Genomic DNA, 13,141 nt, shown 5'->3' on the forward strand with positions numbered 1-13,141 from the left:
TTATGACGCGAAACATCCAGTTCTGGTTCGAATTCGCGTCGACATACTCGTATCTCAGCGCGATGCGAATCGAGGATCTCGCGACGCAGCATGGCGTCGCTGTTGAATGGCATCCATTTTTGCTGGGCCCCATTTTTGCGGCACAAGGCTGGGATAATTCTCCGTTCAATATCTACCCTGCCAAAGGACGCTATATGTGGCGAGATATGGAGAGGTTGTCTGCCCAGCGCGGTCTTCAATTTGCACGGCCTGAGCCATTCCCTCAGAATGGCCTGAAAGCTGCACGGCTTGTGCTGACAATGGATTCCCATCCCCAAAGGGCCGCATTTGTTCGCGCCGTCTATGCTGCCGAATTTGTCGATGGACTGAACATTTCGGATGACGCCGTTCTGGTCGATTGCCTGTCACAAGCCAGCTTGCCCGCCCAAACACTTGACCGGTGTGACAACCCACGGGTCAAGACCGCGTTGATGGAACAAACAAAGGTCGCCGAGGCCAAAGGGATATTCGGCGCGCCCAGCTTTGTGGTCGGGGATGAACTGTTCTGGGGTGACGACCGACTGGATGATGCAATGCAACTGGCGGCTGAAATTTAGAATCGTTCCAAATCTTGACTTCCTCAGCCCGCACCCGCATATCAGGAACAACTGATACGGAGCCGCGCCATGTTCATTCAAACTGAATCCACGCCGAACCCCGCAACGCTGAAATTCCTGCCCGGTCAAACCGTGCTGGAAGCAGGCACTGCGGACTTCCCAACAGCGGAAGCTGGTGAGAAATCGCCTCTGGCCAAACGGATTTTCGGAGTAAGCGGCGTTACCGGCGTTTTCCTTGGCAATGACTTTGTCACCGTGACCAAGTCAGACGACGTTCAGTGGGACCACATCAAACCTGCTGTTCTGGGCGCCGTTATGGAACATTATCAGTCCGGTCAGCCTGTATTGGGTGACGATGCTCCAGCGGCGTCCGGTCACGCCGAGCATACTGGTGAAGACGCCGAAGTCGTCAATCAGATCAAGGACCTGCTGGACACACGTGTTCGTCCGGCGGTGGCTCAGGATGGCGGCGACATCACGTTTCACGGCTTCGACCGTGGTGTTGTGTACCTGCACATGCAGGGGGCTTGCGCAGGCTGCCCCTCTTCGACCCTGACATTAAAAATGGGCATCGAGAACCTGCTGCGTCACTACATCCCCGAAGTAACCGAGGTTCGCCCCGTTGCCGTCTGACCCTATCATTCTGGCTTTTGACACATCGGCCGCGCATTGCGCGGCCGCTTTGTTGCAGGGGGATACTATCCTCCTGTCGCGCGCGGAACCCATGTCACGTGGTCAGGCCGAGCGGTTAATGCCCTTGCTGGAAGAGGTTCTGGCCGAGGCCGATTGCACATGGCGCGATCTCACAGCCATTGGCGTCGGAATTGGACCGGGGAATTTCACTGGCATCCGTATCTCGGTTTCTGCTGCACGAGGGCTGGCACTGGGGCTGGGAATTCCCGCCGTGGGCGTATCGGGCTTTGACGCGCTGGCTGAAATCGGAGATGGATTGCCCGCCATTCGCGCGCCACGCGAACAGGTCTATGTCGCATTGCCCGGCCAGGAACCGGCGCTGATGGCGCAGGATCAGGCAGAATCACTTGGCCCCTTGATCCTGAACGACGATGCCAAGGCACAGGTGCAAGCCATCGCCCGACTGGCGGCAAAAAACTGGCAGAGCACGACCACGCCTCCGGCACCGCTCTATGTGCGCCCAGCAGATGCGGCTCCGTCCAAAGACGCGCCGCCTGTTTTGCTGGAAGAATGACACCGCAGGACCTTGCCCAAACCCACGCGGCAGCCTTTACCCAGTCCCGCCCTTGGACAGCCCAGGAGTTCGCCGACCTGCTGGCCAACCGCTTCACGCATGTTGTTGGAACCGCTGAAGCATTTGCCTTGTTTCAGGTGATCGCAGACGAAGCTGAACTGCTAACCATCGCCACCCACCCTGACCACCAGCGGCAGGGGCTGGCGCGGATTTGCATGCAGGATTGGCAGGCCAAAGCCAAACGACTGGGCGCCACCCGCGCTATTCTGGACGTTGCGGCAGACAACCTCCCGGCTATCGCGTTGTACGAACGCTGCGGATACGCGCCCTGTGCCCGGCGAAAGGGCTACTATCAGCGTGGAAACACTAAGAAAATTGACGCAATTGTCATGGCTCGAGACTTGGCCTGAGCGACTGCCTTGCATTTATTCGACCGCTTGGTCAAAAATCAGTTGACCACACCTGTTGCAAACGGCCTTAATACCCGCCATCACAACAGTTATGCTCGCTAACAGTGGGTAATCGGGACTATCCTGTCCCCGACCAACAATAACAAACGGGAGTATGAAATGACCCTGATGAAATCCTTGATGGGCGCTGCCGCTGCCGTCGCTCTGACCGCAGGTGCGGCCTTGGCAGAACCGGCCCTGATCTTCGACCTGGGCGGAAAGTTCGACAAGTCGTTCAACGAAGCCGCGCATAACGGGGCATCGCGTTGGGCCGAGGAAACCGGCGGCACTTATCGCGAGATCGAACTGCAATCCGAAGCCCAGCGCGAACAGGCCCTGCGCCGCTTTGCCGAAGCTGGCCTGAGCCCGATCATCACCATGGGTTTTGCAATGGCCGATCCGCTCAGCACGGTTGTTGGTGACTACCCCGACACGAAATTTGTTGTGGTCGACGTGAACTGGCTAGACGCACCGAACCTGCGTCAAGTTGGCTTTGCCGAGCATGAAGGCTCGTATCTGGTTGGCATGATGGCAGCCATGGCGTCGGAATCGGGCACCATCGGCTTCATCGGCGGTATGGATGTTCCGCTGATCCGTCATTTCGGCTGCGGTTACGCGCAAGGCGCCAAAGCCGTGAACCCCGATATCAACGTGGTTGCAAACATGACGGGCACCACTCCGGCCGCATGGAATGACCCGGTGAAAGGGTCCGAGCTGACCAAAGCGCAGATCAGCCAAGGCGCTGACGTGGTCTATGCCGCGGCTGGCGGTACCGGCGTTGGCGTTCTGCAAACCGCAGCCGACGAAGGTATCCTGTCGATCGGCGTGGACAGCAACCAGAACCACCTGCACCCGGGCAAGGTTCTGACCTCGATGCTGAAACGCGTTGACGTCGCCGTCTATGACGCGATGAACGCAGGGGACGACCTCGAAACCGGCGTGTTTGCCATGGGTCTGGCCGAAGAAGGTGTTGGCGTTGCGATGGACGAAAACAACGAAGCGCTGGTTTCGGATGAGATGAAAGCAGCCGTTGAAAAAGCCCGTCAGGACATCATCGACGGTAACGTGAGCGTTGTCAGCTATTACGAGAACGATAGCTGCCCGGCACTGCAGTTCTGATATCAGGCGGGGCGGGGGTTTGCCCTCCGCCTCGCATCCACTTTGCTGCGCGGCCCGCGCGGCCCTTCGGCAATCTGAGGACAAGACATGACAGTCCCCGCCATTGAGCTCAAAGGGATTTCCAAAGCCTTTGGGCCGGTCCAGGCCAACAAGGACATTTCCATCAGCGTCGCCCCCGGTACGATCCACGGGATCATCGGTGAAAACGGTGCGGGCAAATCTACGCTGATGAGCATTCTCTACGGCTTTTACAAAGCCGACAAAGGCGAGATCTGGATCAACGGCACGAAGACCGACATCCCCGACAGTCAAGCGGCCATTGCAGCGGGTATCGGGATGGTCTTCCAGCATTTCAAACTGGTCGAGAATTTCACCGTTCTGGAAAACATCGTTTTGGGCGCCGAGGATGGCGGGCTGCTGGCACCGTCTCTGGCCAAGGCCCGGAAAGAGCTGAAAGAGCTGGAAGAAGAATACGAGCTGTTTGTTGATCCCGACAAACGCATCGACGAAATCGGTGTGGGTATGCAGCAGCGCGTCGAGATTCTGAAGGCACTGTACCGCAAGGCCGAGATCCTGATCCTCGACGAACCCACCGGCGTTCTGACACCGGCCGAGGCGGATCAGCTGTTCCGCATCCTCGACCGGCTGCGGGCCGAAGGGAAGACGATCATCGTGATCACCCACAAGCTGCGTGAAATCATGGAGAACACCGACACCGTCTCGGTCATGCGTCGCGGACAGATGACGGCGACCGTCAAAACCGCTGAATCCAGCCCCGAAGAACTGGCCGAACTGATGGTTGGCCGTAAGGTGTTGTTACAAGTCGACAAGGTGCCTGCGAAACCCGGCAAGCCTATTCTTGAGGTCGAAAACCTGCGGGTGTTCGACTCGGCCGGTGTTGAGCGGGTCAAGGGCATCGACCTGACCGTCCGCGCGGGCGAAATCGTCGGCATCGCGGGCGTTGCGGGCAATGGCCAGTCGGAGTTGCTTGAGGTGCTGGGCGGGATGCGCCCCGGTCAGGGCTCGATCAAGCTGAACGGCGCACCGCTAGCGCTCAGTGGCCATGGGTCTGATGGACAGGCCCGGCGCGCGCAACACATCGCCCACGTGCCCGAGGACCGCCAGCGCGAAGGTCTGATCATGGACTTCCACGCGTGGGAGAATGTGGCTTTCGGCTATCACCGCGACCCGGCCTATAAACGCGGCATCTTTATGGACAACGCCGCGCTGCGCGCCGATACCGAAGCCAAGATCGAAAAATTCGACGTGCGCCCGCCCAATGGCTGGCTGACCGCCAAAAGCTTCTCGGGCGGAAACCAGCAAAAGATCGTCGTCGCCCGCGAGATTGAACGCAACCCGGACCTGTTGCTGGTCGGCCAGCCGACCCGCGGTGTGGACATCGGCGCGATCGAGTTCATTCACAAACAGATTGTCGCCCTGCGCGATCAGGGCAAGGCGATCCTGCTGGTCTCGGTCGAGCTTGAGGAGATCTTCTCGCTGTCCGACCGGATCGCGGTGATGTTTGACGGACATATCATGGGCGAGCGTCTGCCCCATGAGACGGATGAAAAAGAACTGGGCCTGTTGATGGCCGGTGTTGCGGGAGAGGCGGCGTAACATGGATAAAATGCCCAAATGGGCCGATGTCGTCCTGATCCCTCTGATCAGCCTGATACTGGCCACAGTACTTTCAGCGCTGGTTATCCTCGCCATTGGTGAAAACCCGGTTGAGGCGGTGAACCTGATGGTCACCGGCGCGCTGGGGTCAACCTATGGCTGGGGCTATACGCTTTATTACGCGACCAACTTCATGTTTACCGGGCTGGCGGTGGCCGTGGCCTTCCACGCGCGGCTGTTCAACATCGGCGGTGAAGGTCAGGCGATGCTGGGCGGACTTGGTGTTGCCATGGCCTGCTTGTACATCCCGTGGCCGCATTGGAGCATCGCCTTGCTGGGCGCCGGTCTTGCAGCGGCACTGTTTGGTGCCGCATGGGCCGCAATCCCGGCCTATCTGCAAGCCAAACGCGGCAGCCATATCGTGATCACCACGATCATGTTCAACTTCATCGCAGCCGCCTTTCTGAACTATATGCTGGTCAACGTGATGCGCCCGCAAGGCTCCCAGGACCCGGCAACCGCGCGCTTCCCCGAAGCGGTGCATCTGCCAACGTTCCAGTCAATGTTCTCGACCGCTGAAAACGTGGTGTTTCGCGGCGCGCCTGCGAATATCTCGTTCTTCGTAGCGGTTCTGGCCTGTGTCGTTGTCTGGGCACTAATCTGGCGGACGCGGCTGGGCTATGAAATTCGCGCATACGGCCATTCCGAGACAGGTGCGGTTTATGCCGGTATATCGCCCGTGCGCATTACCATCGTTGCCATGCTGATCTCGGGCGCGCTGGCTGGTCTGATGGCCACCAACAATGTCATGGGTGAAGCAGAACGGCTGGTCCTTAATTCGACCGAGGGCGCGGGTTTCATCGGTATCGCCGTCGCACTGATGGGCCGATCACACCCGTTCGGCGTATTCCTCGCAGCTATCCTTTTCGGGTTTCTGTACCAAGGCGGCGCCGAATTGGCGCTGTGGACCTCGATCCCGCGCGAACTGATCGTGGTTATTCAGGCACTGGTGATCCTGTTCACCGGAGCACTGGACAATATGGTGCGCATGCCGCTTGAGAAGCTGTTTCTAGGTCTGCGGAAGGGGGCCGAGTGATGGAGTTTTTCGTAACACTCATTCAGGTTCTCGATTCGACGATCCGCCTGGCCACGCCGCTGCTGCTGGCCTGCCTGGCCGGGCTGTATTCCGAACGCGCCGGCATTTTCGATATCGGACTGGAAGGCAAGATGCTGATGGCGGCCTTTTTCTCGGCAGCGGTTGCGGCAGTGACAGGATCTGTTTGGCTGGGCCTGTTGGCGGGGATCGGATCCTCGCTGATCTTGTCGGCGTTGCACGGCGTGGCTTCGATTACCTTCCGGGGAAATCAGCTGATCTCAGGCGTTGCCATCAACTTTCTGGCCTCGGGCCTGACCGTGCTGATCGCGCAAAGCTGGTTCAAGCAAGGTGGGCGTACTCCGTCGCTGTTTGGTGGAGGTCGCTTTGAGCCCATCGAGTTCCCCTTCGCCGAGGCGCTGAGCGGAGTCCCAATCATCGGGCCGATCTATTCCGAACTTCTGTCCGGTCATTCCATATTGGTCTACGTGGCCTTCCTTATGGTCCCGCTGACATGGTGGGTTCTATTCCGCACCCGGTTCGGCCTGCGCCTGCGTGCCGTTGGTGAAAACCCGGCAGCCGTGGATACCGCTGGCGTGTCCGTCGTTGGCCTGCGCTTTGCCGCCGTTGCCATCTGCGGCGTGCTGTGCGGCATCGCAGGGGCTTATCTAGCTACCGCTTTACAGGCCGGGTTCGTCAAGGAAATGACCGCCGGTCGCGGGTTCATCGCGTTGGCCGCGCTGATCTTTGCGAAATGGCGGCCCTGGCATGCAATGTGGGCTTGTCTGTTGTTCGGCCTGCTGCAAGCTATCGCGTTGCGGTTCCAGAACATCGATCTGGGTGGCGTCGTCATCCCGGTGCAGGTCATGGACGCCCTGCCCTATATCCTGACCGTGGTCATTCTGGCCGGGTTCGTTGGCAAAGCCATCCCACCACGCGCCGGTGGCGAGCCTTATGTGAAAGAGCGCTGATAAGTCCAGTTTGGGGCTTAATGCAGTACCACTCGCAGAAGGGCGGCATGCAGAGTTGATTTTGCATGCCGCACCCGCTCTAAAGAGGTATGCAAGTGTTTCCCACGATAACCCAGATCGGGTCGAGCCCAAGCCGGGCACAGGAAACACAGAAAAGCGTTACCTCTGCCGCTCTATTTTCTGTTCCACCAAATCGGCTTACTGGACAGGCCCCAGACGGGCTGTTATTCGCAGTACAGCCGCACCGCGCGTGCAGCATTCCAGTCTCACCCCAACTTCATGAGACAGGCCGGATCGCCATGGGTGATACGCCTGACCTCATCCGGTAATTCAACATGCAGATTTACCTTCCTATCGCCGAAGTCTCCGTCAACGCCTTTTTGCTGCTGGGGCTGGGCGGGATGGTCGGTATCCTGTCAGGCATGTTCGGCGTCGGCGGCGGGTTTCTTATGACGCCGCTGCTGTTTTTCATCGGCATCCCTCCGGCAGTCGCCGTTGCAACCGAAGCCAACCAAATCGTTGCTTCGTCCTTTTCCGGAGTTCTGGCGCACTTCCGACGAAAGACTGTCGACTTCCGAATGGGCACGGTCTTGTTGGTTGGGGGGTTGATGGGCGCCGCACTTGGGGTGGTGGTCTTTAACTATCTCAAAAGTTTGGGTCAGGTCGATCTGCTGGTTACGCTGTGCTACGTCGTCTTTCTTGGCGTCGTCGGCAGCCTGATGTTTGTCGAAAGCCTACGGGCGCTGCGCAAAGCGAAAAAGGGCGGCGGCGCACCGGCCAAGCGACGTCAGCGTGGCTGGGTTCACGCCATGCCGTTCAAGATGCGTTTCCGCACCTCAGGGCTGTATATCTCAGTCATTCCGCCGGTTCTGGTCGGGCTGTGCGTCGGGGTCCTGTCGGCCATTATGGGCGTCGGTGGCGGGTTCATCATGGTGCCTGCGATGATCTACCTGCTGGGAATGCCTACCAAGGTCGTGGTTGGCACGTCTCTGTTCCAGATCATTTTTGTCACCGCCTTCACGACCATGCTGCACGCAACCACAAACTATACGGTTGATATCGTTCTGGCCGTTCTGTTGCTGGTCGGCGGTGTTATAGGGGCGCAGATTGGCACGGTCATCGGCTCGCGGATGCCAGCCGAGCAATTGCGCGTTCTGTTGGCGGCCTTGGTTCTGGTTGTCTGTGGAAAACTGGCGCTCGATTTGCTGATTGAACCGTCCGAGCTTTTCTCCCTCGGCACCGAAGGGGGCCACTGATCATGCTGAAACGCCTGATTGCCCTATTGGTTTTGTGTTGCACACCAGCCCTTGCAGAGGATGAGCAGGTTGTTCTGGGCCTCAGCCAGGATCGCGTGGCCATCACTGCTACGTTCGACGGCTCGGAAATCCTGATCTTTGGAGCCGTCAAGCGGGAAACACCAATTCCATCCGGCCCGCCACTTGAGGTGATCGTGGCCGTGGCCGGACCTTCCAGCCCAGTGATAGTGCGACGCAAGGAACGGAAGGTTGGGATTTGGGTCAATACTGACAGCGTTCTGGTCGATTCAGCGCCGAGCTTTTACGCCGTTGCCACGAGTGGACCGCTGGATGACATTCTGACTGACACCGAAGACCTGAGATACCGGATTTCCATTGAACGGGCCATCCGATCAGTCGGGGCGGCGATGCACATAAGGGGGGCGCAGGATTTCGCAGATGCGGTGGTACGCATTCGCGAGGATGAAAATCTGTACTCTATCCGCGAAAATACCGTTGCCGTAGACGAACAAACACTTTTCCGCACTTCGATCGCGATGCCCGCCGACCTTACCGAAGGTGACTACGCTGCACGCATCTTCCTGACGCGCGACGGTGAGGTCATCTCGCAATACGAAACGATCATTGATGTTCGCAAAGTCGGGCTGGAGCGGTTCCTTTATAACATGTCCCGCCAGCAGCCAGTCTGGTACGGATTGATGTCGCTGGTCATTGCGATTGCGGCGGGATGGGGGGCCTCGACAGCGTTCCGGTTGCTGCGCGAAACCTGACGCTTATCCGCGCCCGATATAGGGCATAGTTGTCGCCATCACAGTCATGAATTGCACATTCGCTTCGGGCGGCAATTTCGCCATGTGCAGAACCGAACGGGCTGCATCTTCGACAGCCATGGTCGGATCAGGTATTTGTCCGGCGGCAATAGCGCTGTCCACCAGCCCCTGCACCATTTGCGTTCGTGCATTGCCAATGTCGATCTGACCGCAGGCAATGCCAAAATCCCGCCCGTCCAGAGACAGGCTTCGAGTCAGGCCAGTGATGGCATGCTTCGTTGCCGAGTAATGTACTGAATTCGGGCGAGGAACATGGGCGGCAATTGAGCCGTTGTTGATGATACGCCCACCTTGCGGAGACTGGTGGCGCATGATCCGAAAGGCCTCTCGGGCGCAATGGAACATGCCGTTCAGGTTCACGTTGACGCTTTGGTACCAGTCTTCCAGCGCAATCTCGTCAATCGTCCCGCCCGGCGCGAAAATCCCGGCATTGTTGAACAACACATCCAGGCGTCCGACCTTGCCATGAAAGTTGTTAAACACCGTTCTGACGGCCTCGGCGTCCGTCACATCGGCAACCAGAGGGATAGCAGTCTCGGCGTCCGAAGCTATCTCGTGTAACACATCCGCGCTACGGGCCAGCAGCCCTACGGTCCAGCCCTCAGCCATAAACAATTCGGCTGTTGCACGCCCAATGCCCGAGCTTGCGCCGGTCACGATGATAGTTCTCATGTTTCTTCGGCCTCCAAAGTCAGCGATGCCGCCGGGACGGCGCGCAGGTCATCCACGCGCAGCGGATAGGTGGGTTTGGCCAACCGGTTGCGCACCACCCAGATCAACCTTTCCTGCGCGCGTGTTATGGCGACATAGGCCAGCCGTTTCCACAGTGGTTGCCCAGCCTCAGTCCGCCCCATTCGGGCAGCAGCATAAATATCCGGAGCAAAGACCTGAACCGTATTCCATTGCGATCCCTGTGCTTTGTGAATCGTCACTGCCGCGCCGTGCAGAAAGGTCGCGCCCATGCGGGCGGCATAGGGAATAAAGGGCTCTTCCTCATCCGGCTTTTCGATTTTCACAATAGAGGCTGCGCTGACCTGCGGATCTTCAGCCCCCATCACATGCAGGCGTGAGAACCCCGGCTTACGCCCCGGTCCCAGATAAATAACCTGAGCCCCCTTGATCAGCCCGCGCGCCTCAAGGTCCAGACGTTTTTTGCGGTGCTTCAGGGGCAGCTCGATCCCATCGCAGATCAACGGCTCACCTTCCAGCAATTCGGTATCCGGCGCGCCGTGCACATTTCGGAACGCCTGTATCAACCGAATACGGGTGGCGTTGCGCCAAACCAAAACCGGGCTTCGGGCCATCAGATCAACTTCGACCCGCTGCCCCCATATTACCCGATCATCCGTTCGTGCAGTTTGCTCGACCAGTCTTTCGAAATCCTCGAACCCCATCTGAGGGTCCGCCAACGCGTGGGCCAGATCGAGAATTGGGTTATCAGAATCCTGCCGGTGGACACGATGAAGGACCTGTTTGCGCGGCTCGGGCAAAGCGTCAAACACCATACTGCCCGATTGGTTAACCGGTGCAAGCTGCGCCGGATCACCGAACAACAGAAGGGTCGGAAAGATCTCCTGCAAGTCTTCGAACTGCCGGTCATCCAGCATTGAGGCTTCGTCCACGAACCCGATGTCCAGAGGTTCATCCCGGCGTTTCCAACCTGTGATAAAATCCGACCCGCGCAGGCCAGCCGCGGCCAGCGCGCCGGGAATTGATTTGTTGTTCTGATAAAACGCCGCTGCGCGATCCAGTGCCTCATCGGTCAGGCCCTCAATCTCAGGGCGTTCGTCATTGCCTGCCAGCCATTCCGCGATCCGCTCGTATTCCGGGTCATAGACCGGGGTGTAGAGGATGCGATGAATGGTCGTCGCAGGTACACCACGCAGGCGCAAAACGCTGGCCGCTTTGTTGGTAGGCGCAAGGATGGCGAGGCTGCGCTTTTCCTTCGCCTTGCGGCTTTCGAAATCGCCCGAGACAATCTGCACGCCTGTTTCGGCCAACGCCTTATACAGCTCGGCCAGCAGCAAGGTTTTACCCGAGCCCGCCTTGCCGATCACCGCCATCACCCCGGACTTTCCTGCCCCCGGCAATTTCAGCAGGGCATCGTCATCCAGGTCAACACCGGCCGATCGCAGCATCTCGGCGATGCTGTCGTAGGCGGTTGCTTGGTCGTCGGATAAGGTCACGGGGGGCATAGACATGGCGCGACCCTACAGGGCCGCGCCAGCTATCACCAGAGACGGATTGGCGTTTTCGACCGGTCAGGCGGACAGAGCGAAACGGGGCTGCCGCCCTATGCTGAATGCTGTTTTGAACCACAGCCGTGACAACTCGCGCGGGATGCCGGCTCGCTCGGCCACGCGGTTGCAATCCTCTGCCGAATAGGGCCACAGCCCGACTGAAATCTGTTCACGCCCCTTTCCTTCCGATCCCAGAACCACCGGAGACGAACCGATCAGGCGATATATCCGAATCATGCGCGCATCAAAGACACCGGCGATATGGGTCAGGCCGAACCCTTCCATCATCTCTCCGCCGCTCAGCATGATAGCCCCCGCCGTGTGCGGGCTGGCAGTGCGGGACAGGCAAAACCGGGTGACTTCCCAAATCAGAGGGCTACAGATCGGATCACCGCCTGTCAGATGCCCGAAGATGTCGTTCACCATAACCGGGCCAGTGGTCGGCAGCACCCGCATCGAACCACCGTGGCTGCCATCCTCTTCTTCCCAGATGACATAAAGTGGGTTCAGGTCGTCATACTGATCCCGCTCTTCTCCTTTCTCATTGACGTGGACGTCCCAACCCAACCGAGTTTTGAACTGATCCGCACGATCGCGGAACATCCCCTCGGCCAGATCCGGAAACTTGTGCAACTCATCGGCATACAGATAGCGCAACATGACTTTTTCCCCTTGTCGTCCTGTGCAGGAACGAAGGGGGTACAAAGTCATAGTTAATTTACCGTTGGAGGCGCGCGCGCGTCTTAAACCACTATTAATCCTCTGCTCAGCGCCGTGACGATGGCATGGGTGGTGTTCTGCGCCCCAAGCTTGGCCCGCGCGCCTTCGATATAGACGCGCAACGTATGCTCAGAGATCGACAGTGAATGGGCCACTTGCGCACGGCTGTAGCCCAATGCCAGCAATGTCATCGCGTCCACTTCACGGGGTGACAGACCTCGCGAGGCCTCGGGTTGCCGGTCCCTTTCGAACTCCAAGGCTTTACGATTGATGTAGTGGGCAATCAGGATCAATTCACGGGAATGCCGTTCGATGAATGCCTTCCATGTTTCATCATCACAGGTGTGGTTGACCGTAAATAAGGCGAATTGCCCGTTCGGGCCACGGATTGGGATCGAATACCCCTGATTTCCAACCCCATGGCTTTGCGCGTCTTGAAGGAAAGCCTTGGCTACCTTGCTGGACCAGTCCAGCGTTTTCCAATCGACCGGGTGGAACCGCTGGAAACAGCCCAGAATGACAGGATCAATACGGTGATAATTCTTTTCAAGATACCGCTCAGCCCAGGCATCGGGATAGGTCGTATAGCCGTATTGATCCCCAGCGCCATCAACCCAGTGATATATGAGATGTTCGACTTTAAGCCTGTCGCGTAACCGGACGGCGACGTCGCTTAGCTCGTCAAGCGTGCTGGTGTTTTCCAAGTCCTCCAGGACCTGGCTCATATCGAGATTTGTTCCCATCCGCAGGCGTCCGCACCTCAGCCTTCATGGACGCGATCTCGGCTGCGGCAATCAGCTTGGTGTCATCCAACTGCTCGGCCAGCGCGATCAAACCGTTCTCAACAGCGAAGGCGTTGAGGTCCGACAACACGTCCAGTATCCACTTATTCTGCGCCATCAGGGTCTCTCCGAAATAGTTAACGAAGGGTTAACACAACCATAGCATGTGCAGTATTTTTTAGTCTATTCACTGCTTTCTACTCCCCAAAAACAGCGGGGATATTCCATTCAAACCTTTGAAAAAGCGCAATCTACCCTAAA

15 protein-coding genes are annotated in these 13,141 nt (G+C 58.3%); 10 read left to right on the forward strand and 5 right to left on the reverse strand.

Annotation, left to right across the window (positions count from 1 at the left end):
• Positions 1-2 precede the first annotated feature (2 nt).
• The 10 genes from ACR0D7_RS09560 to ACR0D7_RS09605 all read left to right on the forward strand — a co-directional run bounded on the left by ACR0D7_RS09560 (position 3) and on the right by ACR0D7_RS09605 (position 9,078).
• The gene (locus tag ACR0D7_RS09560) at positions 3-596 is read left to right on the forward strand and encodes a DsbA family protein (protein WP_480678813.1); all 594 of its coding nucleotides are present in this window, start codon (positions 3-5) and stop codon (positions 594-596) included.
• Between the two features lie 69 nt (positions 597-665).
• Positions 666-1,229 (forward strand): NifU family protein, encoded by a 564-nt coding sequence (locus ACR0D7_RS09565; RefSeq protein ID WP_480678814.1) that lies wholly within the window; start codon positions 666-668, stop codon positions 1,227-1,229.
• Positions 1,219-1,803 (forward strand): tRNA (adenosine(37)-N6)-threonylcarbamoyltransferase complex dimerization subunit type 1 TsaB, encoded by a 585-nt coding sequence (gene tsaB, locus ACR0D7_RS09570; RefSeq protein WP_480678815.1) that lies wholly within the window; start codon positions 1,219-1,221, stop codon positions 1,801-1,803. The genes ACR0D7_RS09565 and tsaB overlap by 11 nt, the downstream gene beginning before the upstream one ends.
• Positions 1,800-2,213 (forward strand): GNAT family N-acetyltransferase, encoded by a 414-nt coding sequence (locus tag ACR0D7_RS09575; RefSeq protein ID WP_480678816.1) that lies wholly within the window; start codon positions 1,800-1,802, stop codon positions 2,211-2,213. The genes tsaB and ACR0D7_RS09575 overlap by 4 nt, the downstream gene beginning before the upstream one ends.
• A 159-nt stretch (positions 2,214-2,372) precedes the next feature.
• On the forward strand, positions 2,373-3,371 hold the full coding sequence (locus ACR0D7_RS09580; RefSeq protein ID WP_480678817.1) for a BMP family lipoprotein: 999 nt from the start codon (positions 2,373-2,375) through the stop codon (positions 3,369-3,371).
• An 87-nt stretch (positions 3,372-3,458) separates the two neighbouring features.
• Positions 3,459-4,988, forward strand: a complete 1,530-nt coding sequence (locus tag ACR0D7_RS09585) for an ABC transporter ATP-binding protein (protein WP_480678818.1) — start codon at positions 3,459-3,461, stop codon at positions 4,986-4,988.
• Position 4,989: 1 nt separating this feature from the next.
• A complete protein-coding gene (locus ACR0D7_RS09590) occupies positions 4,990-6,084 on the forward strand; it encodes an ABC transporter permease (RefSeq protein WP_480678819.1) in 1,095 nt (364 codons plus the stop codon).
• A complete protein-coding gene (locus tag ACR0D7_RS09595; RefSeq protein WP_170385876.1) occupies positions 6,084-7,052 on the forward strand; it encodes an ABC transporter permease in 969 nt (322 codons plus the stop codon). Before ACR0D7_RS09590 ends, ACR0D7_RS09595 begins: the two co-directional genes overlap by 1 nt.
• Positions 7,053-7,387: 335 nt before the next feature.
• Positions 7,388-8,308 (forward strand): sulfite exporter TauE/SafE family protein, encoded by a 921-nt coding sequence (locus tag ACR0D7_RS09600; RefSeq protein ID WP_480678820.1) that lies wholly within the window; start codon positions 7,388-7,390, stop codon positions 8,306-8,308.
• A gap of 2 nt (positions 8,309-8,310) precedes the next feature.
• Positions 8,311-9,078 (forward strand): TIGR02186 family protein, encoded by a 768-nt coding sequence (locus ACR0D7_RS09605; protein ID WP_480678821.1) that lies wholly within the window; start codon positions 8,311-8,313, stop codon positions 9,076-9,078.
• A 3-nt stretch (positions 9,079-9,081) separates the two neighbouring features.
• On the opposite strand, the gene ACR0D7_RS09610 is transcribed toward ACR0D7_RS09605, so the two are convergent.
• The 5 genes from ACR0D7_RS09610 to ACR0D7_RS09630 all read right to left on the reverse strand — a co-directional run bounded on the left by ACR0D7_RS09610 (position 9,082) and on the right by ACR0D7_RS09630 (position 12,998).
• Positions 9,082-9,810: an SDR family oxidoreductase gene (locus ACR0D7_RS09610; protein ID WP_480678822.1), complete on the reverse strand. Its 729-nt coding sequence runs from the start codon at positions 9,808-9,810 to the stop codon at positions 9,082-9,084.
• Positions 9,807-11,339: an ATP-dependent DNA helicase gene (locus ACR0D7_RS09615; RefSeq protein ID WP_480678823.1), complete on the reverse strand. Its 1,533-nt coding sequence runs from the start codon at positions 11,337-11,339 to the stop codon at positions 9,807-9,809. Before ACR0D7_RS09615 ends, ACR0D7_RS09610 begins: the two co-directional genes overlap by 4 nt.
• A 60-nt stretch (positions 11,340-11,399) precedes the next feature.
• Positions 11,400-12,038, reverse strand: a complete 639-nt coding sequence (locus tag ACR0D7_RS09620; protein ID WP_480678824.1) for an acyl-homoserine-lactone synthase — start codon at positions 12,036-12,038, stop codon at positions 11,400-11,402.
• 83 nt (positions 12,039-12,121) lie between these two features.
• The gene (locus tag ACR0D7_RS09625) at positions 12,122-12,841 is read right to left on the reverse strand and encodes a helix-turn-helix transcriptional regulator (RefSeq protein ID WP_170385858.1); all 720 of its coding nucleotides are present in this window, start codon (positions 12,839-12,841) and stop codon (positions 12,122-12,124) included.
• The gene (locus ACR0D7_RS09630; RefSeq protein WP_170385449.1) at positions 12,780-12,998 is read right to left on the reverse strand and encodes a hypothetical protein; all 219 of its coding nucleotides are present in this window, start codon (positions 12,996-12,998) and stop codon (positions 12,780-12,782) included. The genes ACR0D7_RS09625 and ACR0D7_RS09630 overlap by 62 nt, the downstream gene beginning before the upstream one ends.
• Positions 12,999-13,141: the final 143 nt, after the last annotated feature.

Source organism: Ruegeria sp. BB7, from assembly GCF_056539365.1.

Excerpts from the sequence above, each read along its gene's own strand:
- ACR0D7_RS09560 (WP_480678813.1), top strand. The coding sequence starts at position 3 with ATGACGCGAAACATCCAGTTCTGGTTCGAATTCGCGTCGACATACTCG.
- ACR0D7_RS09565 (WP_480678814.1), top strand. The coding sequence starts at position 666 with ATGTTCATTCAAACTGAATCCACGCCGAACCCCGCAACGCTGAAATTC.
- ACR0D7_RS09575 (WP_480678816.1), top strand. The coding sequence starts at position 1,800 with ATGACACCGCAGGACCTTGCCCAAACCCACGCGGCAGCCTTTACCCAG.
- ACR0D7_RS09580 (WP_480678817.1), top strand. The coding sequence starts at position 2,373 with ATGACCCTGATGAAATCCTTGATGGGCGCTGCCGCTGCCGTCGCTCTG.
- ACR0D7_RS09585 (WP_480678818.1), top strand. The coding sequence starts at position 3,459 with ATGACAGTCCCCGCCATTGAGCTCAAAGGGATTTCCAAAGCCTTTGGG.
- ACR0D7_RS09590 (WP_480678819.1), top strand. The coding sequence starts at position 4,990 with ATGGATAAAATGCCCAAATGGGCCGATGTCGTCCTGATCCCTCTGATC.
- ACR0D7_RS09595 (WP_170385876.1), top strand. The coding sequence starts at position 6,084 with ATGGAGTTTTTCGTAACACTCATTCAGGTTCTCGATTCGACGATCCGC.
- ACR0D7_RS09600 (WP_480678820.1), top strand. The coding sequence starts at position 7,388 with ATGCAGATTTACCTTCCTATCGCCGAAGTCTCCGTCAACGCCTTTTTG.
- ACR0D7_RS09605 (WP_480678821.1), top strand. The coding sequence starts at position 8,311 with ATGCTGAAACGCCTGATTGCCCTATTGGTTTTGTGTTGCACACCAGCC.
- ACR0D7_RS09610 (WP_480678822.1), bottom strand. The coding sequence starts at position 9,810 with ATGAGAACTATCATCGTGACCGGCGCAAGCTCGGGCATTGGGCGTGCA.
- ACR0D7_RS09615 (WP_480678823.1), bottom strand. The coding sequence starts at position 11,339 with ATGTCTATGCCCCCCGTGACCTTATCCGACGACCAAGCAACCGCCTAC.
- ACR0D7_RS09620 (WP_480678824.1), bottom strand. The coding sequence starts at position 12,038 with ATGTTGCGCTATCTGTATGCCGATGAGTTGCACAAGTTTCCGGATCTG.
- ACR0D7_RS09625 (WP_170385858.1), bottom strand. The coding sequence starts at position 12,841 with ATGGGAACAAATCTCGATATGAGCCAGGTCCTGGAGGACTTGGAAAAC.
- ACR0D7_RS09630 (WP_170385449.1), bottom strand. The coding sequence starts at position 12,998 with ATGGCGCAGAATAAGTGGATACTGGACGTGTTGTCGGACCTCAACGCC.